This is a genomic window from Actinoplanes sp. NPDC000266, from assembly GCF_042899005.1.
Classification (GTDB): domain Bacteria; phylum Actinomycetota; class Actinomycetes; order Mycobacteriales; family Micromonosporaceae; genus Actinoplanes.
This window is the reverse complement of record NZ_JBIAZI010000001.1, coordinates 1430482-1456572: the sequence shown is the minus strand read 5'-3', so window position 1 is coordinate 1456572 and position 26091 is coordinate 1430482. Positions and strand designations below refer to the sequence as shown.

Below are 26091 nucleotides of genomic sequence, written 5' to 3'. Positions count from 1 at the left end.
CGCTCTGTACGGAGCGCGGCCTCTTCCGCTTACTGGTAGCCGCAGTTGACGAGCATCTCCTGCGCCAGCGCGAAACCAGCCGACAACTGCGGCTCCTGCCGCGCGAGGCGCGCCCAGCGCTCGATCCAGGCGACCCGCTGCCGCGGCGTCAGGGTCGAGATCGCCTGGGCGATATCGGCCCCGGCCCGCTCAGCCTGACCGGCGAAGACCCAGCTCTCGGCCACCACCAGCGGCTTCTCCGGCGCCGAGGGCACGATGTCGGTGTTGAGACGGGCCGCCACCGGGCCGAGCAGCTCGCGCAGCGCGCCCTCGAGGACCGGCGCCGTCCGGACCAGCTCGATCGCGGCATCCCGCAGCGGCTCGACGGCCAGAGCCCGCTGATCTTCGGGACCGAACAAGGCCCGCCTCAGTTCCCCGGGTGCCCGGCCCTGGAGATAGTGGGTGACGTAGGCCAGGTCGTCGGAGCCGTGTGCCGCCCGCGCGGCCCGTGCCGCGTTGAGAGTCATCTCGTCGGCGTTGACGTGGCCGTTCCAGCGGGACGGATGACTCACGAAAGGACGCCCGTAGGACCGCAGCTCGAGCGCCACCGTCGCCGGGAGCGGGTTGCCCCCTTCGACCCGGTAATTGAGCAGCGCACCGGAATCCGCCTCGCCGATGCCGAACGCTCCAGGCCGGATCCGTGGCCCCTCCGGCGACGGAGCCAGCACCTCATCGAACAGCTCCTTGACCGTGCCGATGAGCACCTTGGTGTGCTCGTCGCGCAACTCGATCTTCTGCAGATCGGCCGGCGACAGCCCGGCCACGAGCTCCTCATCGGCCGAGTCGAGGTTGTCGCCGAACGCCTCGCGCACCCGGTGCGGATACATCGACAGCGTCTGCCGGACGGCGGGGGACAACTCCTGCCCGAGTGTCCACAAGGGGTGGCGCGCCGCCACCACCATGAACCACTTCATGAACCGGCGGCGGGTCAGTGTGTGATTCAGGGCGCCCGCGGCCTGGATGAAGGCCAGGGCCATCACGCCCACGAGGGCCGCGATCTCCGGGTCGGCCACCAGCAGACGGACATCGGCGGCGCTGACCTGCCGGCTGGTGACCCGCTCCACGTGCATGGACGCCACCTCCCAGCCGAACTCGACCGCTTGCGCGAGGTACTCGAACTTCGCACCCTCGGTCCGGGTGTTGGCCATGATGTGTGCCAGGAAGCCGGGCAGGCCGGCCAACGGAACGTCCTCGGTGAACTGCGCGAAGAACGGCGCCTCCGTGCGGACGTCCGGCAGGTGGGTCACCCTCAAATTCCGGTGCTCCGCCGGCACGCGGTACTCGGGTCCCGGGAACAAGTCGGCCAGAGTGGTGGAGGATGCCTCGCGATAGGTACGCACCCTGACCGCCAGACGCAGCCGCTGCAGGACGTCGTCGCGCCACACCCGCACCCGCTCCGGATCGGCCGCGATCTCGCCGGCGAGCACCTTGACCGGCCGGGTCACCACTTCCGGGATCGAGACCTTCACCCAGCCACTGGCGCGGTCGCCGGAACCGCCGGCACTGGCCCGGGCTTCGACGCTGCCGTAGAAGACACCCTGCTCGTCGAAGTAGAGAACCTTGTTGTCCGCGACCACCCGCACCGAGCGATCGGCCGACTCCACCAGCAGCGTCTTCTCCGGCAGGCGTTGACCGAACTCGCCGATCACCACATTGTGGACCTCGACCTCCTCGGCGTGCGCGCCCACGGCCGCGGGCAGGTCGGCCACGTCCACCGGCCGCCCGACCGGGGGCACGTCGACCGGGCCGACCGGAACGAAGAAGACGCGGTACGGATCGCTGGGGAGCCGGGCCGCCTCGCCGCTCTGGCCGTCGATGAAGACCACGCCGTCGTCCTCGCGGACGGCGTTGAAGACGTGTCCCTGCTCGCCGTCCGGCCGTGACACGACGACGAAGCCGTGCGCACCCGGTCCGGCGGCGGTCAGCGCCCCGGCGATCTCGTCGTAGCTCTCGACCTCGGCCAGGGACCGGGCCGGCCCCGTCCAGCCGCCGTTGGCGTACGTCACCACGTCGGCCAGCGGCAGGCTCGCGTCGACCGGCGGCGCGATGAACACCTGCTCCGGCTCGACGACTGCCATGTGGGTGGCGATGGCGGTCAGCACACAGTTGACGAGCCAGCCGTCCTCGGTGCGGGAGCCCTCGTTGTTGGTGCGGCGCAGCCAGCCGAAGCGCCTCTGGAAGGCCTCGGAGCGGTCACCCTCCGGGTTCCAATGGGCCAGGCCGTCGCCGCCCGCGGGCCCTCTTTCGCCGAGGCGGCTCGGCAGGACCGGGGCGATCCAGACGTACGCGGCGCGGCGGCCGAACTCACCGGTGATCCCGGGCGCCCCGCTCCGAGCGCCGTCGCCGCGGTTGTGGGTGCGTACAGGAAGGTCCGGAAGATGGCGCCGGATCTCCTGGGCGATCGCCCCGGCGCGGGTCCCGCCGGTCTGCCTGGCCCGGGCCGCGCCGCCCAGGATGCTCCCGGTTCCCCCCGCCTCGATGGCGATCTCCAGCGGAACCAGCGCGGTCCGCCGGGTCGCCCGAACGCTGTGGGCGAAGCGGGCGATCGCCTCGCGATCGGCGGCGGACAGCTCCTGGGAACGCTGGGCGAAGTCAAGCTGCAGGACGTCCGGAAGCACCGGCCAGTCTTGGACGGCGCCGCCCGTCCCGAGGGCGGTGAGCTCCCGGACCAGGTCGGCGTGGGCGGCGCTCAGGCCGGGACGAGTCACGCCGGACGCCACCCGCGCGATCATCCCGACCACATGCTGATAGCGGTCGCGGCCGAGATGACCGGTCCGCAGGCGGTCGCCGAGCACCCGCATCGTGGTTTCCACGCCGGGCAGGGACATCAGCACCGGCAGATCGGCCGGCGGGCTCACGGGCTGCCCGGCGTGCGAATGGACGGCGCCGGCGACCTCCCGCCACAACGCGCGGGTGAATTGCCGTGACTCCGTATCGCCCAGCTCGAGCTGCCGATCACCCCGGAAGTACCGAAGTTCCACGAGCCTTCGCCGTACGCCGTGGAAGTCGTCGGCGTCGGGCAGATGCGACCGGTTGTAGAACGGGTCGAACCGGAGCGACGCGCCGGGCCGCAGGCCGGTCGCGAGGTACTCCCGCACCGTGCCGTAGACGCCGATCTCGGCGTCCAGCCAGTGATCGACCTCTTCCGCCGCCGGGTTGACCTGCGCCCGCCGCACGAGGAAGTCGGGCATCCTCTCGCGGAAGACCGACAGGAGCTGCTCCTGAATCAGTTCCGCGTCACGCTCCAGGAACTGCTGAACCCGAGGTGGCAGATCCTCCCGCAGGATCGACAGCGACACGCGCAGGAGCGCGGCCACCCGGTTCTTCGCCACCTGCGGATCGGGCAGCGCCATCTCCAGCATCGTGCCGACGACGTGGGTGTAGAGCACGGTGGCGTAGCCGGCCAGCGCCTCGGCCGCCGGGTCGGCCGCAGCCGCGAGGTCGGCCGACGACCGCGGCACGCCGGTGAACCGGGCGACCAGGTCCCCGGCGAAACGCAGGCCGTCGTCGATGGCCTCGCGCTGATGCCGCACGGGCGTACGCGCCGGGTCGGCCAGCCAGCTGTGCAGCGCCCACAACCGGTCGACCGGCACGCCCGTCGTGTACTGCAGATAGCGGCCGCGCGAACCGCCGCGGCCCTGGACGGCGCCGATCCGGGTGTTCGACACCTGCTCCGGCCTCCAGGGGTACCGGAAGCCCTGCGACGCCGGAAAGACCTGACCGAGCGGAACACTGACGCCGTCGGGCACGGCCCGCAGGCGCTGCCACACGTGATCGAGGTCGGCGAAGAAGGTGCTCTCCGGCGGGTAGTCTCCGCTCTCGCCGGGCGTGGCCGCCAACGGGCGGCTCACGATCTCCAGGATCTTCGGACGGGCCTCCCAGGCTCCCGCCACCCGCGTCTTGTGGTACCGCCCGTCGGGTGTCTGCCACATACGCCCGGTGTCGAACTTCATCTCGAGCGATCCGAACGTGATGACGGCCGGCTTCTCGGTCGGATATTGGTGTTCCTCGAAGTCGAGGAAGAAGTCGTACTCCTCCGACTCGAGCCCGACCGCACCGACCATCACCTCCCCGGCGGCGACGGGCTCACCGTCGATGACCGTCACCGGCACGTCGCCCACGGGCACGAACCGGAGCCGCCCGGCGCCGGGCGCGACGGTGGCCTGAAGCCCGGTCTGCCCGTCGAGGAAGACGACGCCGTCCACGTCGTTCACGGCGACGAAGGCGTGTGTGACCGACCCACCGGCGCCGACGGTGACGATGCCGCGCGCTCCGACGCCGGCACGGGTCAAAGACTCGACGATCGCGTCGAAGCTGGGGACGCGGTAGAGGTGGTCGGTGTCGGCGTAGGTGAGGATCTCCTGCTCGGTCGCGCCGTCGTGGTCACCGGCCTGGTGCGCGACCCCGTCGACCAGGGACATGTCGGTGGCCACGACCGTAAGGAAGCAGTTCACCAGGGCCGGGTCGGCGGTGCCGCGCGGGTTGACGTCGGTCAGCCACGGATACCGGCCGGCCACCTCGGCCGGCGACCGCCGCGGCGCCAGACCGATGTCGGCCTGCCCGTCCGGCGTGCTGTCGGCCGGCCCCGCCGGCTTGGGCTGGGCCGTCGGCTGGGGCTGGGCCGCCGGCTGGGACTGGGCCGCCGGCTGGGACTGGGCCGCCGGCTGGGAAGCGCGCGGTTTCGGCCGGCTTCCCAAGGGCCGGGCCGTCCGGGCCGGCGCCGGCGGGGCGGCCGGCTCGTCCCGCGTTGCCGGTGCGGCCGGCGCGGTGGGCACAGCGGGAAGCGAGCGGGCGGGCCGGGGCGCACGGGGGCCGAAGTCGGCCGGACGGAGCTGCGGTCCACTCCTCACCTGGCTGTCCTGCGCAGCGGTCCGGCCGCTCGACGCGGTCGAGGCGGGTGCGGTCGGCGCCGTCGGAGGGGTGGTGGCCTGGGCGGGCAGGGGAAGCTGGGCCACGCGGCCGCCGGCGTTGACGAGGAACACGCGTTCGGGGAACGGGCTGTCCTCCAGCGTGAACTCGGTGAACTGGCCGTGCGGGCCGGCTTCGGTGTCGACGCGCACGTAGCCGCCGTCCGGGCGGCGCTCGACCAGGACGATCCGGGGCAGCTCGCCCGCCACGTCGTAGCGGACCGCCGTCACCGCGCCGGGCCGCAGGAGGCGGAGCGCGTCCACGCCGGCCCCGGTGAACTCGCCGCCCAGACGCTCGTTGATGCCGTCTCCCGGGCCCGCGCCGAGAGACACGAGCATCTGCTCGGCACGCACGTGACGGTCGGCCGGATGCGCGTGCTCCGAATAGGCCGGAAGACCGGTGACCGCGGCTCGCGTCTCCGCCGACACCGGCACGTCGCCGGAGCCGAGCGGATGCGTGTCGCGCGGCCGGAGCCAGCTCTCCAACCGGGTTATCGCGTGGTGGCCCGGCCGGACCAGTGGCGCCGCATGCCCTTCGGGGTCGAACGCCGGCTGCAGCTCGTGACGTAGCCGAGCCAGTTCGCCCAGCGCGGCGTCGATGCGCTCCCGGCCGCGGCCGGTAGGTGCGCTCGCCGCGGCATGCGCCCCGGCCAGCATGACCGCCGCCGACTCCCAGCTCAGCAGGGGGTCCTCGCCGGGCATGCCGAGCCGGGCGCCGAGCTCGCGCACGGTCTGGAACAGCTCGTCGACCGGATTGCCGGCCGGAGCATCCCGCCACCATTGCCCGGCCTCCCGGACGATCGGCACCGGCGGCCGCCCGGCGTCCTCGCGGCGGCTCTCGAGGCGCCCGAGGTGGGTCAGCATCCAGCCGAGGAAGTCGTCGACAGTTTCACGCTCGAACAGGATCGGCCCGGCCGGTCCGCTCGGACCGGCCCCCTCGGTCTCGGTGGCCGGCGGCTCGGGCAGGTTGACCAGCCCGGGCAGACCACTGAGCTCGGACAGCACCGAGGCCGTGTCGTCCGCGTCGGACGGCCGGCCGCGGAAGGTGAACGAGTCCCCGTCCCGGGTCAGCGGGATCTCCGGCGTGATCAGGTGGACCTCTTCGCGGCCGGACCACGTCACGTCGTACGGACCCTCGAAAACCATCGTCGCGAAGCCCGGCCGCACCGGCTGCAGCTCGACCGATTCGTGCACCCGCACCGGGAAAGGCCGTTCGGCATAGCCCACCGGCACAACCGCGTAGTGCGTCCCCCAGGCCATCCGCGTCGACCCGTTGCGCCGGGCCGTCTCGCGCAGCCGTTCCCCCTCGGCTCGCGCCGCCACCTCTTCCGGTGGCCCGGCCGCCGGCGCCGACGGCCGCCCGTCGCCGAGATGACGACCGATTGCCCGTACGTAGTCAAGCTGGATCGCCTCGGCCGGATGCACCATCGACAGCCGGCGCACACGCCGCCGCACCCGCCGAACCAGTTCCCGGGCCGCGTCCACGACCGCTTCGTCGCCGCCAGTGTCCGCGCGGTGCGCCCCGACGAGGATCCGGGCCGCGTCGTTCCACGACAGCACCAGCGCGTCGGGTTGTTGCCGTTCCACGCTGAACGCCCAGGCGAACAGCGAGTCCATCGCCATTCCGACCGGCGACGTGGTGGTCTGCCACCAGGACAACGCCTGCGACAGCTCCTGCCGCGCGGCCATCGCCCCGAAGAACCCCATCCGTTCCCGGAGCCCGTGCCGCATCCGCTGGGCGATGTCGTTGCGGGTCGAGGGCAGGGGCCGGACGTCGCGGCCCGGCACCGCGGCGACGTTGCCGGGCGACGGCGCTCCGGGCCAGACAGCCTCCTCCATCCGCAGCGGCACGGTGTTCGCCTCATCGACCACCGCACTCGTCGCGGGTGGCCGTGCCGTCACGCCGGCGGCCGGCGGGCGCGCCCCGACCGCATCTCGCGGCGGGGCCGGGCGCACGGCCGGCGGGATCGGCGCGGCCGCTTCCCTACTGCTCGACGCCGGTCCCCGGAACGGCCGCTGGACGAGCCCGATCACGGCCGACAGCCGGAACCGGGACCTGCGGCCCCGCCCGAGCGGCGTTCCCGCCGCCTCCTCCCAGGGCGTGACGTCGACCCGATTCGGCGCGGTCGTGCCCGGCCGGTTGGGCTCCACCGTCTCCCACGGAGCGACGTCGGCCCGGTCAGGCGCGGCTCGGGTCGGGGCCGGCGTGGTCGTGTCCACGCTCTCCCACGGTGCCACAGCGGCCCGGCTCGGAGGTACCGGCGCGGGACGGGCCGGGCGCGGGCCCGTGGCCAGGGTCAGGGCCCGGAGGTCGTCGGGCAGGTCGGCGGCTTCGGCGCGGGCGGCCTCCAGAGCGCCGGTGAGGTGCGCCTCGGCCGCGCGCCGCGTCTGGTCCCGGTGAGACGGGACGCCGAGCCGGAGGTAGCCGGTCAGGACACGGTCGAGCGTTTCCGGCAGCGGACGCCCGGCCTCCACGGCGGCGGCCAGGCCCGCGGCGAGGGCGGCCACCGGCGGTGCGGTGTACAGCGGGCCCGGATCGCGGTGCGGGTGAAGGTCGAGCCGTTCGGCGTCGGGGCGGCGGGCGTTGGCGGTCTCGATGGCGTCGGCCACGGCGTTCAGGCCGTCGGCCTGCCAGTCGGGTGCGTTCTCGTCCCGGGCCAGATGCCTGAGGGTGCCGTGCAGGCCGGCGAGGCGGTCCTGGGGAGAGCGGTGCAGGCCGTCCGTCTCGGGCGAGACCGCGTACCGCAGAAGGTCGGCGAGCCGCTGGTCCAGAGCCGGCCGGGGAGCGCCCGGCCCGTAACCGATCGCCGAGAGAAGGTCGCGGACGACGGGTTCGTTCAGCGTCTCGGACAGCCAGCGCGGGTCTCCGGCGGCCGGCACGACGGGAGGCGCCGCGACCGGCATCTGGCCGAGCGGGCGGGACGCGCCCCGCACCACCCAGATGGTCGGCGGGAACACCGTGCGCGGTGGCGCCGCGAGGCCGTAGCCCTCCATCCCGAACTCGGTCAGCGCGCCGGTGAGCCCGATCCGCACGTACCGGCCATCGGGGTGTCGCTCCACGAGAACGATCTGCATGTCGTCCCGGCTGCCGATACCCACGGCCGTGACCGCGCCCGGCTCGAGCCGCCCGAGCACGCTCGACGGCATCGACCGGAACTGGTCGCCGCCCAGCAGACGCGCGACGGCGAAACGGTCGCCCAGGTCGGCCGGGACGTCCGCACCGCCCAGCCGTGCCAGCACTTCCCGCGCCTGTCCCGCGCCGTCGGCGCTCGGAGTGGCGCCGTCCAGCGCGGCCCGGATCCGCCATGAGACCCACGGCGTGCCCGCCGTCGGCAACGTCGCCCCGGCGGCGCGCGGCGCCCCGCCCAGCAGCCCTGGCGGTCGAGCGATCGAAGCCGCCGGCGCCAGCGGGACGACCGGCGCCGGTTCAGCCGCGGGCGGCGCCTCTGCCGTCGGAGCGGCAGGCGGAACTGGCTCGGGTACGGCGGGGACCCGGCCCACGACCAGGTGGCCGGTCCAGGGTGCGAAGCTCAGCTTCTGGCCGGCGTCGCCGGGACGGGTGGAGATGAGGAGCTCGCCGTTGTCGTCGCGCGACACCCGGACGTCGCCCTGAGGGCGGTACTCGTCGAGCCGGACCCGGCCGTTGCCTTCGACGCGCACGGTCCAGACCGGGTCCGTGCCGGTGCGCGGCTGCAGGATCGAGTCCTGGGCCGCCGGGGGGATCACCAAACCGGGCGACCCGCCGTCCGGAGTCGCATCGGGGGTCACGTGCGGGACGACCGACCATTGACCTGTCGCGTTGTCCCGCACCACGACCCCGGTCAGCGCCGGATCGGCCGGCGGGTCGCCGTCCGGGCGGAACTGCGGTTCGATCCGCGTGACGTGCTCGACGCTGATCGGGGTTCCGGCGTAGCCGCCGTCGTGCCAGAACGAGCCTTCCAGCTCGAAGTGCGCCGTGGATCCCTCGACCCGGTCCGGCCGTCCGTCGTACGTGACCAACTCGATCACGTCGTCGACCCGGCGCAACACCTGGAGTTGTTGCGGCGTAGCGGTTCCAGGCCCGGGCGCGCTCTCCGTCGTCGTGTGTGAACCGGCGGGCGCCGGCCGCGCCGCTGGACCGCCGCCCAGACCGGCGGCCGCCAGGCTGCCCTCGGCCGGGCGGCCCACGATCAGGTGCTCCGAGCCCGGATCGAAGCTCAGCGTCTGGCCGGCGGCGTCCGGCCCGGTCGACATGACCAGGTCGCCGCTGTCGTCACGCCACACCCGCGTCTCGCCCTGCGGCCGGTACTCGCCGAGCTGGACGTGACCGGATCCGTCGACCCGGACCGTCCACACCGGGTCGTTGGCGGGCCGCGGCTGCAGGATCGCGCCCTGCGGTGCCGGCGCGATGGCCGAGATCCCACCGGATTCCGTGGGTGGACCGGCTTCCGGTGACACGTGCGGAACGACCGACCATTGCCCGGTCGCGTTGTCCCGCACCACCATCCCGGTCGTCTCCGGAGCGGCGAGCGGATCCCCGTCGGACCGGAACGCCGGGTCGATCCGGGTCACCGGCTCGACGCTGATCGGCGTCCCGGCGTAACCCCCGTCGTGCCAGTGCGAGCCGTCGAGCTCGAAGTAGGTGCCGTCGCCCTCGACGTGGTCCGGCCGCCCCTCGTAGGTGACGAGCTCGACCACGTTGTCGTCGCCACGCCGCAGAACCTGGAACCGCTGCGCCGGCGGCGAAGCCGCAGCCGGCGGAGCAGTCTCGGTGACCACCGGCGGGACGGTTTCGGTGACGGCCGGCGTCTCGGGCGGGCGAACCGCTCCCTCGCCGGCCGGCGGCGGGTCGGCGAGATGCGAAGCCCCGGCCGGCGGCGGGTCGGCTAGATGCGTACCCCCGGCCGGCGGCGACTCGGTGAAGGTCAGTGTCCTGGTCGCGGTCTGCGTCTGGGAGCCGCTTCCCGGCGTACGCGTGGAAAAGCCGCCGCCACCACGACTGGCGGAACCGTCGGAGGGGTTCGCCGGCCCGCCGCCGGACGGGGACTCGGGCGGAGTCTCGCGATAGTCGAGGTGCCCGGAGCGGGGATCGTAGGAGAGTTCGCCGGGGCTGATCCGGCTCGGCACGTCCGGCCGCAGAACCCCGTCGGGCCCGATCGTCAGCCGCGGATTCTCTCCGCTGCCGGACACGTGGAACGTCGAGGCCTCGGCACCCTCCCGGCTGACCTTCACCACCGGCAGCGGCTCTGCTTCGGCCCGGACGGGCTTGAGGCCGTCGGTTCCCGGCTCGAAATACGTCGTGCCGGACGGCGCCGAGCTCGTCTGCGGCGAAGTGGGCCCGTCCCCCTCGCGGACGGGGGTCCACCGGCCGGTGCCGGGGTCACGGACGAGCAGCCCTTTGCCGCTGCCGGCCGGTTGACCGTCGAGCCGGTGCCCGTCGCCCGGGCCGGAGACCCTCTCCACCTTGGGCGAGCCGAGGAGGTTGTCGTGCTTCCAGCCGGTGCCGCCCTCGACCTCGTGGAAGGTGTAGCCGTCGGTCTTGCCGTCCGCGGCGCGGACCGGCGGACGGTCATAGGTCAGCAGGTCGACGTTTCCGTGCCCGTCCTTGCGCAGTACCTGGTAGATGCCGTCCGCCTTCGGGCCGGGCCTGGCCGGCACCGGTTCGGGGCGCGGCGGGACGGCCTGTACGTCGAATCGCCCAGCGCTCCAGTCGTACGTCAGCACCCGCTTGTCCTGACCGCTCACGGCGACCTTCTCGCCGTGCTTCCACCCGTGCGAGCCGCCCTCGAACCCGTCCGCCGGTTGCACCTTGACGATCTTCTCGCCGGGCCGCAGCTCGGTCGGCTTCGCCGCGCCCGTCTCCGGGTCGATCTCGTGGTACTGGTGGGTGTCGACCGCCTCGGTGGCCTTCGGTTTCCAGTACGGCACGTTGGTCGAGGTGCCGAGTTTGTTGCCCGGTCCGATGTCGACGGGCCGCTCAGTGGTGACGAGCTCGCGCCCGCCGGTCTTCGGGTCGGTGCGGAAGATCTGCCGGCCCGGATCGGTTTCCCGCACGTTCGGCTCGGGGTGGAGTTGTGTGCCCGGCTCAGCGCCCAGCCGGTGACCCTGACCGGGGAAGAGGGGGTCGTCGCCCTGGCTCTTCGCGATTTCGTCGAGCCGTTCCTTGCGCTCGCCCTTCCACGGCACGTCCGGGGCCTTGTCGGACGGGCCGGGCGCCGCGGGGCGGTCCGGGGGCGGGACTGCCTGCTTCTTGGCGATCTCGTCGAGCCGCGCCTTGCGGTCGGCCCGCCACTTCTCGTCCGGCGCCAGGTCCGCGTGGTCCTTGCTCCCCAGCTTGTGACCGGCGTCGGGCACCGGTCCCTGGTCGCGGATGGCTTGCGCCTTGGCAATCTCGTCGAGCCGCTCCTTGCGGTCGGCCTTCCACTTCTCCTGCGGCACCGGGTCGCCTTGGTCGCGGCCGCCCAGCCGGTGTGCGGTCTCGGGCCGGGGCGTGTTGTCGTGCAACGACTGCGTCTTGCCGATCTCGTCGAGCCGATCCTTGCGCACCACCCGCCAATCGCCGTTCTTGGGCGCCTCACCCCCGGCCGGCGGACGATTCGCGCCGGGGTGGGCGGCCGGCGGCGGGGAAACCACCGCGTCGGGTCCCACTGGGCGCGGTCCCTCGCCACCGGTCGGGGCCGGAGTCGGTGCCGGAGTCTGTGCCGTCGTCACGGGGTGGTCCGGCAACGGTCCCCCGCCGCCCATCCCCGAGCTGTCCGGGGTGACCGGCCGCGTCTCGTTCGGCGTGACCGGCGCCGGTGTCTCCGAGCCGCCCACATGTGTGGTCGCGGGCGCCGGGTCGGGCGTAGGTGCGGGCGCGGGCGCCTCGGCCGGCGTCCCCGGCCGGGTGCTCCCCGGGGTGACCGTCGTGGGCGTCGACGGCGTGACCGGCCCCTCCAGGTCGTGCAGGGTCGACCCACTCAGGTTCGTCTTGGGGGACGGCAACGGTCCCGGCGCCCCGGTTCCGGCGCCCTTGATGGTCACCGGGTTCAGATCCGGCGCGCCGCCCGCCCCCGAGGGCTTGGGCAGCGACGGTTTGAGACCGCCCAGCCCGAACGACTCCCCCGGCTTCTTGAGTCCCTTGAGGCCGAATCCGAGGCCGAACGCGGCTCCCACCCCGGCCGCCAGCCCCAGCGACTTCGGGGTCTCCTTGATCTCGTAGCCGGTGATATCCCCCGCGATCTTGTTGAACGCGACCTCGGAGATCACCCCGGCCAGGGCGCCGTCGGCCAGCAGGCCGCCGAACGTCACCGCCCGCGTCGTCCAGATGCCCGCCCGCAGCAGTTGCGCCACCCACACCAGCAGCCGGGTCACCAGCGTCAGCCACGCGCCCACGAAGGCCAGCGCCGGCACGAAGCTCAGGAAGGCGAACAGGAACATGAAGATGCCCATGAAGAAGTTCTTCACGGCTTCGGCCTTGGCCTTGGCCCGCTGTTCCTCGAGCTTGGCCGCATACCAGTTGATGGTCTCGCCGACGTTCCACAGCATCCGGCAGGCGCTCAGGACCGTCTGTCCGCTCGGGTCCTGCGCCGGGTCGGTCAGAATCTTCTTGAGCAACTCGGCGGCCTTGTCCGCCCGCGCCCGTCCCTCGCCTTCCCAGCTTCCCGCGTACGCGGCGTCGGCCAGCGCCATCACGTACTCGTACACCTGGTCGCCGAGCTGAATCCATTGCGCCGCATAGGCGTACATGCCCTCGAAGTCCGGCGGCACCCCGTCCGGCAGCTTGTCGGGGATGGTCGTGCCGCCGCCGTCGTGATTCGGCTGCGGGTTCGGCGCCGACGGATCCGGATTGTCGTGCGGCGTGGTGTCCGGCTCGTTGTTGGTGGGATCGATCGCCATGTCAGACCTCCGCCACCTGCATCAGAACCGGCGTCTTCCCTCGCCGCACCAGCACACCCCGGCCGGAGGGCAGAGTTCCCGGTCGTACGCCTCCGAGAAGCGCCCCCTCGCGGGCCTCGCCCGACATCAGAAGCCCGTCCGTGCCCATCTCCGCCACCTTCCCGGCCAACGTTCCCGACACGAGCGCCCGCGCGGCGCCCGAACTGCGATGCGCCGCGACGACGTGGAACCCGATGTCCCGCGCGTGCATCAGGTACGGCAGGAGCGGGGCCAGCACGTCGTTGGCGACCATGTCGAGGTCGTCCACCACGAGATACAGCTCGGGCCCGCTCCACCACGAGCGCGCCTGCAGCTCGGCCGGGGTCACCGTGCTCGGCGCCCGCCGTTCTTCGAGCCGTTCGGCGAGTTGGGCCGCGTAGGCCGCTGCGGCCACCGGATCCCCGGCGTACGCGCCGACGTAGCCCTCCGGGACGGCGCCGAGCAGGCTGCGCCGGTAGTCGACCACCATGAACCGGGCCTCGTCGTCCGTGGCGACCGCCATGACCGAGTGCATCCAGGCCCGCAGCAGCGACGACTTGCCGGAGCCGCTGTCCCCGAACGCCAGGAAGTGCTGCCCCGGCGGGAAGACCGGCGCCAGGTCGGCCTCGTCGAGCCCGACCGCACCGGCCGGCAGCGAGTCCAGCGCGACGTGCGACGGCAGCATCCGGACGGCCGGTGCGGCCGGCCCGTCCCAGGCCGTGGCCAGGTCGGCCACGACGTCCTCGACCGCCTGCGCCGTCTGGAAGAACACGCCGGGCGCCAGCACGCCCCGGCCCGGTGGCGCGCCGAGGAGCTGCCGCGAGAACGCCCGGCCGACCTCGGACTCGTACGGGTCGTTGAGTCGCAACTCGACCCTCCCGCCGATGCTGTCCCGCAGGTTGGCCCGGATCTCCACCCAGCGATTGGCGGACAGCACCAGGTGCACGCCCACGCCCAGGCCGCGGGCGGCCAGCTCGACCACGGTCCCCTCGAGGTCGGGCAGGTCCGACCGCACGGCCGACCAGTTGTCGATGACGAGGAACAGGTCCGCCGCGCGGGTCCCCGCGGGCAGGCCGGCCTGGCGGAACGCCGCCACCGAGTCGATTCCGTTGTCGCGGAACAGCTGCTCCCGCTCCACCACGAGCCGCAGCGCCTCCGCGACCAGCCGCCGCGCACGATCCGGCTCCAGCCGTGACGCCACACCGGTGACGTGCGGCGCTTTCGCCAGCGACAGCAACGATCCGCCGCCGTAGTCCACGATGGACATCTGGACCTCGTCCGGGGTGCCGGTCAGCATCATGGACAGGATCAGGGTGCGCAGCAGCACACTCTTGCCCGACTGCGGTGCACCGACCACGGCGACGTTGCCGTCCTTGCCCGACAGGTCGGCGACCATCGGGTCCTGCCGCTGCTCCGTCGGCAGATCGAGCCGTCCGAGCGGGACCATCAGGCCGCCCGCCGCCGGCCACTCCGCCGCGTGGAGGCCTCGTTCCCTGTCCCGCGAGAGCGGCCCGAGCAGGCTTCCCAGCGGGACCGAGTCGCCCAGCGGTGGCAGCCACACCTGATGCACGGCCCCGCCGGTCTCGCGCAGCCGCTCGACGGCGACCTGCAGCTCGGTGCGCCCGTCGAGGTCGATCGCCCGCTGGGGTTCCGCCTCGGCCGCGGCGACCGCCGACCTCAGGGTGAAGTGCACGAGGCTCACCGGCGGCTGGGCGCCGGGTTCCGCCTGCGAGTTCCCGCTGTACGCCCCGGAGACGTGCGCGACGCGGAAACGGTTGTAGATGCTCTCGTCCACCTTGAGGTAGGCCGAGCCGGGCACCGGTGGCAGGTGGTACGCGTCAGGCGTGCCGATGACCGCGCGGCTCTCAGCGGCCGAGAACGTTCGCAGGCAGAGCCGGTAGGACAGGTGTGATTGCAGGCCGCGCAACCGGCTCTCCTCCAGCCGCTGGGTGGCCAGCAGCAGATGCATGCCGAGGGAGCGGCCGACCCGGCCGATCTGCACGAACAGGTCGATGAAGTCGGGCCGCACCGACAGAAGCTCGCCGAACTCGTCCACCATGACGAGCAGGTACGGCAACGGCTCCAGCGGCTTGCCCTCGAGGTCGACGCCGCCCGCGGCCTGCCGGATCTGATATTCGCGGACCGAGTCGACGTTGCCGGCCTCGCGCAGCATGCGCTGCCGGCGCTGCTGCTCACCTTGCAGCGCGGCCCGCACCCGGTCGACCATCGCGAGGTCGTCGGCCAAGTTGGTGATCAGCCCGGAGACGTGCGGGAGCGCGGTCACCCCAGCGAAGGTGGCGCCGCCCTTGAAGTCGATGAGCACGAGGCTCAGATGCTCGGGCGCGTGTTTGGCGGCGAGGCCGGTCACGAGCGTACGCAGCAATTCGCTTTTGCCGGAGCCCGTCGCGCCGACGACCAAACCGTGCGGGCCCATGCCGTGCTGGGCCGACTCCTTGAGGTCGAGCAGCACCGGATCGCCGTTTCCGTCGAGGCCGAGCGGGACCCGCAGCATCTCGGGATCGGAAGGCTGGACGCGGTCGCGGCGAGGGTCGAGTCGGCCGATGTCGGGCACGCCCAGCATCTCCGGCAGCGTGGTGATGCGGCTCAGCACCGGTTCGCGCTCCTCACTGAGCCGCAGCGGGGCGAGCCGCCGCGCGATGGCCTCGCACAGTTCGCGGGTGCTCAGGTCGGGCCGGGCCGCTTCGATGGAGGCGTACCGCTCGGAAGGTGAGCCGCTGAGCCGCAGGGAACCGCCGGGACCGACAGTTGCGCGGGCGTCGACCCGGGTGGGTTCGGCCGCCTGCGTCGCGGCCAGGCAGACGACGGTGATGCCGAGCTCGGGCCCGGCGTCCGTCCACAATGATTCAAGGATGGGCGTACGCGTCCAGGGCAGCCCGGGCCGGTAGCCGTCGAGGACCAGCACGAGCCGGCGCATGGCCGGGGCCGGGCCGTAGGCGCGGCGGTTGCGAACCTCCTCGCGGCCCCGGTCGCGTTCGCGTTCCAGGAAGTCGGCGAGCAGGCCGAAGTCCGCGGCCACCAGCGACGACACCCCGGCCGCGGCGGCGGCTCCGGGCTCATGCGTGTGCGGCAGCCACTTCGCCCACTCCCAGCCGTCGGCGCCGCCGGTGTGCACGGCGATGATGACGTCCTCCGGCGCGTGCAGAGCGGCCACCTGCACGACCAGCGTGCGGGCCAGCGCGCGGGTGTCGTGCTCGTCGCCGACCAGGCTCACCACGCCGCACCGGGCAAGGTCGACCCAGGCCGGCTGCCCGCCGACGGTGCGATGGTCGGCGACCACGGCCTCGGCCTCGGCCAGCAGGCTCTGGTCGTACTCGGCCATGGGATCCATCCGGCCGCCGAGCTCGACACCGCCGCCGAGCGGGCCGCGGCCCTCGCCGAGACGTACGCGCAGGAAGTCGCCGTCGGAGGGACGGCGCTCCCACGTCCGGCGCCCGGCCGACACCAGGGCCAGCAGGCGGCGCGGGCTCGGCTGATGGACCGTCGAGTGGTGCCGGCTCACCGCGGCCGTCTCGCGGGCTTTCAGGCGTACGCCATGAAGAACGTCCAGGTAACGCTCGTGCCGGCGGCGCTGGTCGGCGTCCGCGTTGTGCCGGGTCTGCCAGCGCACGCCCAGCGTGGCCACGACCGAGAGCACGACGAAACCGACGCCCAGCATGATGAGCAGCGGGCGCCCGTACGAGATGAGGTAACCGGCCATCGCGACCGTGGACAGCAACGGCAGCACCATCGTGAGCCACGAGCTGGAGGCGGCTGCGCGGGTCAGGGGCGGCGGCGCGGGCACGGTGATGCGCCCGTCGGGGGTGTCGGGGCGGTCCGGCCGCGCGGGCCGGTGGAACGACTTCCGGGTCACGCTCAGACCTCGCTGATCGGGACGCTCTGCTCACCGTCGCCGCCGCCGGGCGTGTCACCCGGTGGCCGGCCGGCCAGCATGTCCTCGAGTTTGCTGATGTACGACTGCCACAGGTCGACGACCGACGACTCGGTGGTGCTCAGGTTGAGCGCGGCGCCCTGGATGCCGCCGGCGATGCGGCTGACGACGCCCTGCCCCGGGTTCTTCTTGGTGCCGAACAGCGACGTGACCGCCGCCTTCCAGCGGGTGTTGACGTCCTGGGCCGCCTTCTGGCTGTCACCGGCCCAGTTGAGCTCGACCGCGTCGAGGGCGTCGATGATGGCGCTGAGCGCGTCGGCGAGCTCGTCGACGTGGCCGGGGATCGTGGTCTTGCCGACGGTCCACAGATCGACCAGATGCATGAGGATGTCGGCGCTGGGATCGGTGTAGGTGTCGCCGGTGAGGTTCGGGCCCGGCATCAGCCCGCCGCCATCCGGTCGCGCAGCCCGGCGACCTTGCCGTCGCTGATCATCCCGGAGCGGAGGGTCGCCGTCGCCGTCGCCGTCGGTTCCGGTGCCGCCGTCTTGGTGGGGCCGCTCTCGTTGGCGTCGCTGTGCTGCAGGTTCCTGGTGTTCTGCAGCTCCACCTCGCGGTAGTTCTCGAACGACTGCCGCATCCGCGACAGGATCTCGCCGAGCAGCTCCTCCAGCGTCGCCGCGTCGGCGTCGAACTCCCGGGTCAGCTCGCCGAACGTCTGCGCCGCCGGCGACTTCCAGTCCTGCTCGGCGTCGCGGAAACCGGCCCGGATCCCGTCCAGCGCCGCCTCGACCCGGCGCCGCTGCGCCTCGACGACATTGATGGAACTGCCGAAGACATCCATCATGACCCTGAACTTCTCCGGCGACACGTTTCCCGCCACGGCCGTGCACCTCCCCGGCGACCTTTGAACCCGGGAAACTCTAGGTACGCCCCGGCGTGCCCGATCAGTCCCGTTCCGGGGACCCCGGCCCGGGGACTCGGCGACTACCCCGTCCGGAGGCGACACTGGCCGCGTGCCGATGTATCACTCGAAGTACGACACGAATCCTCTGCAGGACCCGGGCAACGGCGACAACGGCGGCCAGGGCCAGGACATCGACCTGTCCAAGCACCTCCAGGTGAACTGGCAGTCCCCGCAGCCGCTGCACACCTCCCCACCGCCCTCGGGTTCCTCCTCGCCGTCCTCGGGCTCGGCCGACTCGCCGCCGAAGAACGCCGACAATCAGCCCAACCAGCTCACGCCGAACATCCCCACCCCCGGCGACATGGAGCAGTGGAAGCTGGAGAACTTCGGTCCCGAGTGGGACCTGGTCCACGTACGGCCCGACGACCTGCTCGTGCACGAGCAGCACATCCTCGACGCGGCCCGGGGCCTGGCCGCCGCCTTCAACGCGCTGGCCGACACCTCCGAGGCCAGCCTGGAGGCGCCGTTCTGGGGTCTCGGCGAGGGCTACCTGTCGACCGCGAACCACGCCGGCCGCTCGGCCGACGGCTGGGAGCCGTACACCCAGTACTCCGACTCGGCCGTGGCCACCCGCGACTTCGTCCGCGCCCTGCGCGGCATGCAACGCGCTGCCCTGCAGCACGCCGCCGACTGCGTCACGGTCAGCGGCGGCTTCATCGAGCTGCTGAACGCCACCGCCGACGCGTACGCCCAGTCCGACCAGCACTCGGTCTTCCCCGACAAGTCGTCCCTCCCTCAGGACAACGGCTGACGCCCGCGGACGACGGCGGCCGGAGGGTCAGCACGTTCGCCATTGCCACCAGGAGGATTCCGGCCCACTGGTGGAGGACCAGGTCCTGGCCGAGCAGGGTCAGGCCGGCCAGCGCGGCCATCACCGGGTGCACGCTCATGAAGACGCCGAACAGGCGGGGCGGGACGAAGCGGAGCACGATCAGGTCGGCCGCGTAGGGCACGACGGAACTGAGAAGGCCGGCCGTCACGGCGTACGGCAAGCCCTCGAAGTTGATTGTCAGAAGGACCGGAAGGTAGGCCAGGGCGGAGACCGAGGTCGCGACCGCGGGGGCCTGAAGGCCGGTCAGGCGGCGCCCGGCGAGGCGGTTGAGCAGGATGTACGCGGCCCAGCAGGCGGCCGCCAGCAGGCCGAGCCCGACGCCGGTGAAGTCGCTGGCCGGTCCCGGGAGCACGAGGACGTAGACGCCGACGCCGGCGACGGCCGCGCACAGCAGATCGCGGCGGGTGCGTGAGCCGGCGAGGGCGACCGCGAGCGGGCCGAGGAACTCCAGGGTCACGGCCAGACCGAGCCCGATCCGGTCGATCGCGGTGTAGAGGCTGAGGTTCATGGTGGCGAAGACCAGGCCCAGCAGCAGTACGGGCCACCACTGCCCCCAGGTGAAGCGGCGCACGTCGGGGCGGGCGACCGGAAGCAGGACGGCCGCGGCGACGATCTGGCGCACGGCGACCACCCCGGCCGGTCCCATTGTGGGAAACGCGTGCGCACCGACGGCCGCCCCGGCCTGATTGCTGGCGGCGCTGGTGAGCATGGTGGCGATGCCCGCTGTGGTTCTGGCGTTCATGCTCGCCAGCTTCGGCGTCGCGGGGCGCGGTTGAGAAATGCGTTCGGGCGCAGGTCTATACGCTGAGCGCATGAATCTGCGGCAACTGGAGGCGCTGGTGGCGGTGGCCGACGCGGGCACGTTCACCGACGCCGCGGCCGAGCTCGGCCTGTCGCAGGCCTCGGTGTCGCGGGCCGTCGCGGCGCTGGAGGCGTCGCTCGGGGCCCGCCTGCTGCACCGCACGACCCGCCAGGTGTCGCTGACCGCGACCGGCGCCCGGGTGCTGCCGATCGCCCGGCGGGTGCTGTCGGAGGTCGCCCATCTCACCCTGACTGCCACCCGGTCTTTTTCCGAGCTTCGGGTGGGGTACGCCTGGGCGGCGCTGGGCAAGCACACGAGGAGGCTCCAGAAGGCCTGGCCCCATCCGGGCGTGCCACTGGTCTTCGTCCAGTCCGGCACGGTGACCGCGGGTCTGGCCGAAGGGCTGGCCGACGTGGCGGTGCTGCGCCGCCCGCTGGACGACGACCGCTTCGAGACCGCGCTGGTCGGCACGGAGTCGCGTTACGCGGCGGTGGCCACTGACAACGCGCTGGCCCGCCGCCGTACGGTGCGGATCAGCGACCTGGCCCGCTACACCGTGGCCCTGGACAGCCGCACCGGCACGACGACGGCCTCGCTGTGGCCGGCCGGGTCGGGGCCGGCCTCGACCCGGGAGACGCACGGGGTCGACGAGTGGCTGACGCTGATCGCGGCCGGGCAGGCGGTCGGGGTCACGTCGGAGGCGACGGCCAACCAGAACCCGAGGCCGGGCGTCGCCTATCGGGCGGTCCGCGACGCGCCGCGCATCCCGGTGTGGCTGGCCTGGTGGCGCGACGATCCGCCGTACGGCCTGACCGAGCTAATCGCCCTGGCGCGCGGCGCCTATCAGCCCGCCGACCAGGGCCCGCAGGCCTTCGGGATAGACGTCGCGGGCCACTAGCGCGGGCCAGCGCTCGCCGATGGCGGCCAGCGTGGGGACGCGCTCCGGGTCGAAGTTGGTGAACGTGATGTCCCAGTCGCCGACGTCGCGCCGGGCCGAGCGGGCGCGGACCAGGATCTCGCCGACGGTGTAGTACCAGATGTTGCGGAAGACGTCGACGGCCTGCTCGCGGGTCAGTCCGGAGTCGACGGCGCCGTCCAGGATCACCTCGACGAGGCGCAACGCCGGGGCGCCGAGCCGCCCGACGAAGCCGTCGACGGTGAGCACCTCGGCCGCCCACGGCCACTCGGCCAGGCCGTCGTGCAGCGCGCGGGCGGCGACGACGATCCGCTCCCGCGGGTCGTCGGGGAGATCGGGCGGGGCGGTCTGCTCGGCGTACTCGTTCAGCAGCAGAAGGAGCAGGGCCTCCTTGTCGCGGACGTGGTGGTAGAGCGTGGTCGGGCCGATGCCGAGCTCACCGGCCAGGCGGCGGATCGTCAGCTTCTCCCAGCCGTCGTCGTCGATCAGGCGGCGGGCGGTGGTGAGGATCTGCGCGCGGGAGGTCACCGGCGGGCGTCCAGTTCTTGGCACGCTCCCCATCTTGCTGCCTTTTTAGTAGAGGGCTAGTTTCGGAACATGTTCCGAAAGTCGCTCACCCTCACGGCCGTGGCCGTGGTGCAGTTCATGGTGTCGCTTGATCTCTCGGTTGTGAACGTCGGCCTTCCGGCGATCCGTGACGGCCTCGGCTTCAGCGCCACCGGGCTCACCTGGGTCATCCACGCCTACGCGCTCGCCTTCGGCGGGCTCCTCCTGCTCGGCGGCAAGGCCGCCGACCGCTTCGGCCGCCGCCGCGTCCTGATGCTCGGCCTTATCCTGTTCGCGGTCGCCTCCCTGGCCGGCGGCTTCGCCCAGTCGCCGGGCCAGCTCGTCGCCGCCCGCTTCGCCCAGGGCATCGGCGCCGCCGCCCTGGCTCCCGCCTCCTTGGCCATGCTCACGGCCACTTTTCCCACCGGCCGGCCACGCGTGCGGGCCTTCGGGGTCTGGGCCGCCACCAACGCCGCGGGCGGTGCCCTGGGCGTCCTCATCGGCGGCGTGCTCACCCAGTGGGCGGGCTGGCGCTGGGTCATGTTCGTCAGCGTCCCCATGGCCCTGATCGCCCTGGCTCTGACCTGGCGCGGCGTCGCCCCCGACCGACCGGTCGCCCCACGCGGGCGCCCCGATGTGGCCGGCGCGGTACTGGCCACCACCGGTATGACCGTGCTGGTCTACGCGATCGTCCGCCAGTCGTGGCTCTGGGCCGCACCGGCCCTGCTCCTGCTGGCCACGTTCGTCCTGGTCGAACGCCGGACCACCCGCGACCCCCTGATCCGCCTCGGCCTGCTGGCGAACCGCTCGGTGGCCGGCGCCAACGCGTACAACCTGCTGGTCGGCGCGGCGATGGCGGCCGCGTTCTACTTCGCGTCGCTCTACCTGCAGGGTGTCCTGGGCATCGGCCCGGCCCTGACCGGCGTGATGTTCCTGCCGTTCGCGCTGGGCGTGGTCGCCGGCTCGGTTCTGGCCGTCCGGATGGGCTACCGCTTCCCGCCCCGCGTCCTGCTCATCGCCGGCGCCCTGCTCACGGCGGCCGGCTTCGCCTGGTTCTCCCAGATCAGCCCGCACGGCACGTTCACCACCGACATCCTCGGCCCGTCCCTGCTGGCCAGCGTGGGTTTCGGTCTGTGCCTGGCCCCGATCGTCTCCCTGGCCACGGCCGGCGTGGCCCCGCACGAGGCGGGCATGGCCTCAGGCTTGCTGAGCAGCTCCCGCCAGATCGGCGCCTCCCTGGGCCTGGCCGTCCTGGGCACGGCCGCCGCCCACCGCACGGGCGTCATCGCCACCCCGGCCTCCCTGACCGACGGCTACGCCCTCGGCCTGGCCCTGTGCGCCGCCCTCCTGCTCACGGCGGCGCTCATCGCCCTGGCCGTCCTCCCGCGCCTCGTCGCGCCGTCACCCACACCACAGGCGGCGGGTCACACACAAGGATGAGTTCCCCAGGGAGGTCACTCGCGGGCTGTCGCGTTCCTGCTTTTCGCTGATTCACCGCGGCCGCTGCAATGAACGTTCACCCACGTGGGAGGTTGATTCCGTGACACCCCGATTCCGGCTCACCGGCGTCCTCACCGCCTTGTGCATCGCGTTGAGCGTGGCCGTGGCGGCGCCGGCCAGCGCCGCTACGGTCACCTACGGCCAGGACGTCGCCAGCCACCAGGGCAACGTGAACTGGCAGGCGCAGTGGAACGCAGGCTCCCGGTTCGCCTACGTCAAAGCCACCGAGGGCAGCTCGTACGTGAACCCCTACTTCGCGCAGCAGTACAACGGCTCGTACAACGTCGGCATGATCCGCGGGGCGTACCACTTCGCTCTTCCGAACCGGTCGAGCGGCTCGGCGCAGGCCGACTTCTTCGCCGGGCGCGGCGGCGGCTGGTCAGCCGACGGCCGGACGCTGCCCGGTGCGCTCGACATCGAGTACAACCCGTACGCCGGCTCGAACACCTGCTACGGGCTGAACGCCACCGACATGCGCAACTGGATCGCCGCGTTCCTCAACCGCTACCACGCCCGCACCGGCCGGTGGGCGGCCATCTACACCACGACGGACTGGTGGCAGCGATGCACCGGCAACTATGCGGGCTTCTGGGCGAACTCGCCGCTGTGGCTGGCCCGCTACGCGGGCTCTCCCGGCGTCCTGCCGGCCGGGGCGCCCACATGGTCCTTCTGGCAGTACTCGAGCCGGGGCCCCTTCGCCGGCGACTCGAACCAATGGCACGGCACTCTCAGCCGGCTTCGCGTCCTGGCCTGCAACGGTGGCTGCTGAGTTCGGTGCCGGTCGCGGCGAAAGGCCGTGGGGCCTTGCGGCCCCACGGCTCTGCGGGTCACGGCTGTGCGGGTTACGGCTCAGCGGGTTACGGCTCTGCGGGTTACGGCTGTGCTAGTGACGGCTCTGCGGGTGACGGCTCTGCGGGTGAAGGTCAGGCCTGCGCGCGCCAGCTGGTCGGGATGCCGGGCACGCCGACGGCGTGCCGCTGCCGGCCGGCCGCGTCGACCACGTAGATCTGCGGGTCCCTCAGCTCCGTGTAGGTCTGTCCGGTGTCCGGGTCGGTGAGCGTGTGCACCTGGCTCTCGCTGTAGGCCAGCCACTTGCCGTCGGCCGACCAGACGACGTTGCCTTCGGCCACGTCCGGCGTGTCGGTGAGCCGCTTCTTCGCTCCGGTGGCGACGTCGACCAGCCACAGGTCGTCGCCGGACGAGACCGCCAGCTTGCCGTTGCGCGGGTTCCAGTCCACGGTGTCGGCCGTCGACAGGTCGCTCACCTGACGGTGGGCGGAACCGTCCGCCTTCCACACGGACACGCCGGGGGCGACCCTGCTCGCGGTGGCGATCCGCTTGCCCTGCGGACCCCACGAGAAGGCCAGGTTCGTGCCTCCGTCGCCGCCGGTGATCGGCGTGAGGGCGCCGCCGAGATCACGCTTGTAGATGTCACCGCAGGCTTCGAACCCGATGCCGGCGCCGTCCGGCGACCAGCGGGGACGCCCGGGACCGCACGGCGCCTGGGAGAAGGACTGAGCTCCGGTGCCGTCCGCGGCAGCCGTGTAGACGGTGTCGAAGAAATCGTCCGGACCGCGGGTGACGAACGCGATGCGCTGGCCGTCCGGGGAGTAGTCGGGCGACGAATACCACGAGACGTTGAGGTTGAGGTCGGTGAGCGCGGTGCCGTCAGGCGCAACGCTCTGCACCGGACCACTTCCGCGCGGTGAGTCCACCGTCCGGATGAAGAGGAGACGACCTTCGGGCTGGGCTGCGGGTGCGGCGCTGGCAACGGCCGGCATGGCGGCGAGGAATGCCGTGATCGCCCCCGCGACGATCAAGATTCGATTCCTTTGCATGTCCAAGATCCTGGCATTCCATTGTGTACGCGCGCTACCCCGCTCCCGGGCCGGCCGCGGACGGCGGCACCTTGCGTACGGTGTGACCATGAGAATCGCCGTTTTGGACGACTATCAGCGGGTGGCGCGGGAGTACGGGCCGTTCGACACGCTGGGGGCCGACGTCGAGGTGCTTCACGAGCACCTCGCCGGTGAGGACGAGGTGGCCGGCGCCCTGCGCGGGGCGGACGTCGTCGTGGCCATGCGGGAGCGCACGCCCTTTCCGGCGTCGCTGTTCGCCAAGCTGCCTGACCTGCGGCTGCTGGTCACCACGGGCATGGCCAACGCCGCCATCGATCTTTCGGCGGCGGCTGAGCGTGGGGTCACGGTCACCGGCACTCAGATGTACGGGTCCACGAAGAGCTCCAACACCACGGAGCTGACGTGGGCGCTCATCCTGGCCGTCCGGCGGCACGTCGTAGTCGAGGACAGGGCCCTGCGGGACGGGCGCTGGCAGACCACCGTCGGCACCGATCTGGCCGGCAGCACCCTCGGCGTGCTCGGGCTCGGGCGTCTGGGCCGGCAGATCGCGCGGATCGGGCAGGCCTTCGACATGCGGGTGATCGCCTGGAGCCAGAACCTCACGGCCGAACGGGCCGAGGAAGCCGGCGTAACTTATGTCGGTAAAGACCAACTTTTCGCCGAGAGCGACGTGCTGACGGTTCACCTCAAGCTCAGCGACCGCACGAAGGGCCTGGTCGGCGCCGCCGAGCTGGCCGCCATGAAGCCGACCTCGATCCTGGTCAACACGTCGCGGGGGCCGATCGTCGACCAGGGCGCGCTGGTGGCCGCCCTCACCGCCCGGACGATCGCCGGGGCCGGGCTGGACGTCTACGACGAGGAGCCGTTGCCGCTGGGCAACCCTCTCCGGGGCGCGCCGAACACCGTCCTGCTGCCGCATCTGGGCTACGTGACCGAGGCCGGCCTGCGAACCATGTACGAGCAGGTGGTCGAGGACATCGCCGCGTGGCGCGACGGTCAGCCCGTGCGGGTGCTCTCTTGATTTGATCACTGGTTGGGGGCTATGAACGTGGCGATGACGGAGATGACGGTGGCCGACACGAATGGCATTCTTCGCCAGTCGTGGGTTCATCCCGAGCGCACCAGCCGCGGTCTCGGCTGGGAGCAGCTGTACGTCTCCACCCAGCGCGAACAGCCCTACCAGGCCTGTTTCGGCGGCGCCGGCAGCCACCTGGTCATCCTGCACCTGAACGGGCCGGTCACCGTGCGGCGCGGGCACCTCGGGCTGACCCGCGAGCGTACGGTGCCGCCGGGCGGCCTCTTCGTCCATCCGGCCGGCAAGGAACTGACCGTCGAGCTGGGCGGTCAACTCGACACCGTGCACGCCTATCTGACCGACGACATGCTCCGCGAGGCGCACGACGGCGACCCGGTCGAGCTGGCCGAGGAGCTGGGCAGCCTCGATCCGCTCGTCGAGCAGCTGCTGCTGACCCTCGACGGCGTGCTGCGGGGCTGGGAGCCGTCGGCGCGCACCTACGTCGACCATCTGGGCCGGGCGCTTGCCGCGCAATTGGCCCGGCGTCACAGCGTACGGCCGAAGACCGCGACCGGAACGCCGCGACCAGCCCGCGCCGGTCTGTCCGACCGTCAGGTCGGCGCCGTGCGAGACCTGATCGAGGCGAGGCTCGGCGAGCCGCTCCCCCTGCCCGACATGGCGGCCGCCGCGGGCCTGAGCGTGAGCCAGTTCGCCCGGCAGTTCAAGGCGCGCACCGGCCTGTCACCGCACCAGTTCCTCATCCAGCGCCGGCTGGACGCCGCCTGCTCCCTGCTGCGCCGCACGGCCATGCCGATCGCCGAGATCGCGCAGCGCTGCGGCTTCTCCCACCAGGAACATCTGACGAGGGTGCTGCGCGCGCACCTCGGCACCACACCGGCCGCCCTGCGCCGCGCCTGAAATGTGCAGCGGAATTGTGCAGGAACCGG

13 protein-coding genes are annotated in these 26091 nt (G+C 72.5%); 6 read left to right on the top strand and 7 right to left on the bottom strand.

The features are described 5' to 3' along the window. Positions 1-29: 29 nt before the first annotated feature. From ACFY36_RS06000 to ACFY36_RS05985, 4 genes are read right to left on the bottom strand one after another with little or no spacing between them, the layout of a single operon-like run. Positions 30-12803, bottom strand: a complete 12774-nt coding sequence (locus ACFY36_RS06000; RefSeq protein ID WP_499744771.1) for a toxin glutamine deamidase domain-containing protein — start codon at positions 12801-12803, stop codon at positions 30-32. Position 12804: 1 nt separating this feature from the next. Continuing rightward, the gene (gene eccCa / locus ACFY36_RS05995) at positions 12805-16692 is read right to left on the bottom strand and encodes a type VII secretion protein EccCa (RefSeq protein ID WP_499744770.1); all 3888 of its coding nucleotides are present in this window, start codon (positions 16690-16692) and stop codon (positions 12805-12807) included. Positions 16693-16694: 2 nt separating this feature from the next. Further along, positions 16695-17150, bottom strand: coding sequence for a WXG100 family type VII secretion target (locus ACFY36_RS05990; RefSeq protein WP_499744769.1), 456 nt, complete (start codon positions 17148-17150; stop codon positions 16695-16697). Further along, on the bottom strand, positions 17150-17590 hold the full coding sequence (locus ACFY36_RS05985) for a WXG100 family type VII secretion target (RefSeq protein WP_499744768.1): 441 nt from the start codon (positions 17588-17590) through the stop codon (positions 17150-17152). Before ACFY36_RS05985 ends, ACFY36_RS05990 begins: the two co-directional genes overlap by 1 nt. Before the next feature lie 133 nt (positions 17591-17723). On the opposite strand from ACFY36_RS05985, the gene ACFY36_RS05980 reads away from it, so the two are divergent. Then, positions 17724-18425: a hypothetical protein gene (locus ACFY36_RS05980; RefSeq protein WP_499744767.1), complete on the top strand. Its 702-nt coding sequence runs from the start codon at positions 17724-17726 to the stop codon at positions 18423-18425. Here the strand turns inward: ACFY36_RS05980 and ACFY36_RS05975 are convergent. Further along, the gene (locus ACFY36_RS05975; RefSeq protein WP_499744766.1) at positions 18328-19248 is read right to left on the bottom strand and encodes an EamA family transporter; all 921 of its coding nucleotides are present in this window, start codon (positions 19246-19248) and stop codon (positions 18328-18330) included. The genes ACFY36_RS05980 and ACFY36_RS05975 overlap by 98 nt on opposite strands. A gap of 70 nt (positions 19249-19318) precedes the next feature. Between ACFY36_RS05975 and ACFY36_RS05970 the strand changes: the two genes are divergently transcribed. After that, positions 19319-20206, top strand: coding sequence for a LysR family transcriptional regulator (locus ACFY36_RS05970; RefSeq protein ID WP_499744765.1), 888 nt, complete (start codon positions 19319-19321; stop codon positions 20204-20206). Here ACFY36_RS05970 and ACFY36_RS05965 read toward each other — a convergent pair. Continuing rightward, positions 20126-20776 carry a TetR/AcrR family transcriptional regulator gene (locus ACFY36_RS05965; RefSeq protein WP_499744764.1) on the bottom strand — a complete coding sequence of 217 codons (651 nt, stop codon included), beginning with the start codon at positions 20774-20776 and terminating at the stop codon, positions 20126-20128. The two genes, ACFY36_RS05970 and ACFY36_RS05965, sit on opposite strands and share 81 nt — an antisense overlap. A gap of 45 nt (positions 20777-20821) precedes the next feature. On the opposite strand from ACFY36_RS05965, the gene ACFY36_RS05960 reads away from it, so the two are divergent. Beyond that, positions 20822-22210 (top strand): MFS transporter, encoded by a 1389-nt coding sequence (locus tag ACFY36_RS05960; RefSeq protein ID WP_499744763.1) that lies wholly within the window; start codon positions 20822-20824, stop codon positions 22208-22210. Between the two features lie 100 nt (positions 22211-22310). Then, complete coding sequence (locus ACFY36_RS05955; RefSeq protein ID WP_499744762.1) at positions 22311-23039, top strand: lysozyme; 729 nt, start codon at positions 22311-22313, stop codon at positions 23037-23039. A gap of 154 nt (positions 23040-23193) precedes the next feature. Here the strand turns inward: ACFY36_RS05955 and ACFY36_RS05950 are convergent, their stop codons facing one another. Further along, positions 23194-23958, bottom strand: coding sequence for a hypothetical protein (locus ACFY36_RS05950; RefSeq protein WP_499744761.1), 765 nt, complete (start codon positions 23956-23958; stop codon positions 23194-23196). A gap of 238 nt (positions 23959-24196) precedes the next feature. Here ACFY36_RS05950 and ACFY36_RS05945 point away from each other — a divergent pair, with 238 nt between their 5' ends. Then, positions 24197-25150, top strand: a complete 954-nt coding sequence (locus ACFY36_RS05945) for a D-2-hydroxyacid dehydrogenase family protein (RefSeq protein ID WP_499744760.1) — start codon at positions 24197-24199, stop codon at positions 25148-25150. A 33-nt stretch (positions 25151-25183) separates the two neighbouring features. After that, on the top strand, positions 25184-26062 hold the full coding sequence (locus tag ACFY36_RS05940) for a helix-turn-helix domain-containing protein (protein WP_499744759.1): 879 nt from the start codon (positions 25184-25186) through the stop codon (positions 26060-26062). The last annotated feature ends 29 nt before the right edge of the window (positions 26063-26091 follow it).

Coding starts and splice junctions, on each gene's coding strand:
- ACFY36_RS06000 (WP_499744771.1), bottom strand. CDS start 12,803: ATGGCGATCGATCCCACCAACAACGAGCCGGACACCACGCCGCACGAC.
- ACFY36_RS05990 (WP_499744769.1), bottom strand. CDS start 17,150: ATGCCGGGCCCGAACCTCACCGGCGACACCTACACCGATCCCAGCGCC.
- ACFY36_RS05975 (WP_499744766.1), bottom strand. CDS start 19,248: ATGAACGCCAGAACCACAGCGGGCATCGCCACCATGCTCACCAGCGCC.
- ACFY36_RS05970 (WP_499744765.1), top strand. CDS start 19,319: ATGAATCTGCGGCAACTGGAGGCGCTGGTGGCGGTGGCCGACGCGGGC.
- ACFY36_RS05960 (WP_499744763.1), top strand. CDS start 20,822: ATGTTCCGAAAGTCGCTCACCCTCACGGCCGTGGCCGTGGTGCAGTTC.
- ACFY36_RS05945 (WP_499744760.1), top strand. CDS start 24,197: ATGAGAATCGCCGTTTTGGACGACTATCAGCGGGTGGCGCGGGAGTAC.
- ACFY36_RS05940 (WP_499744759.1), top strand. CDS start 25,184: ATGACGGAGATGACGGTGGCCGACACGAATGGCATTCTTCGCCAGTCG.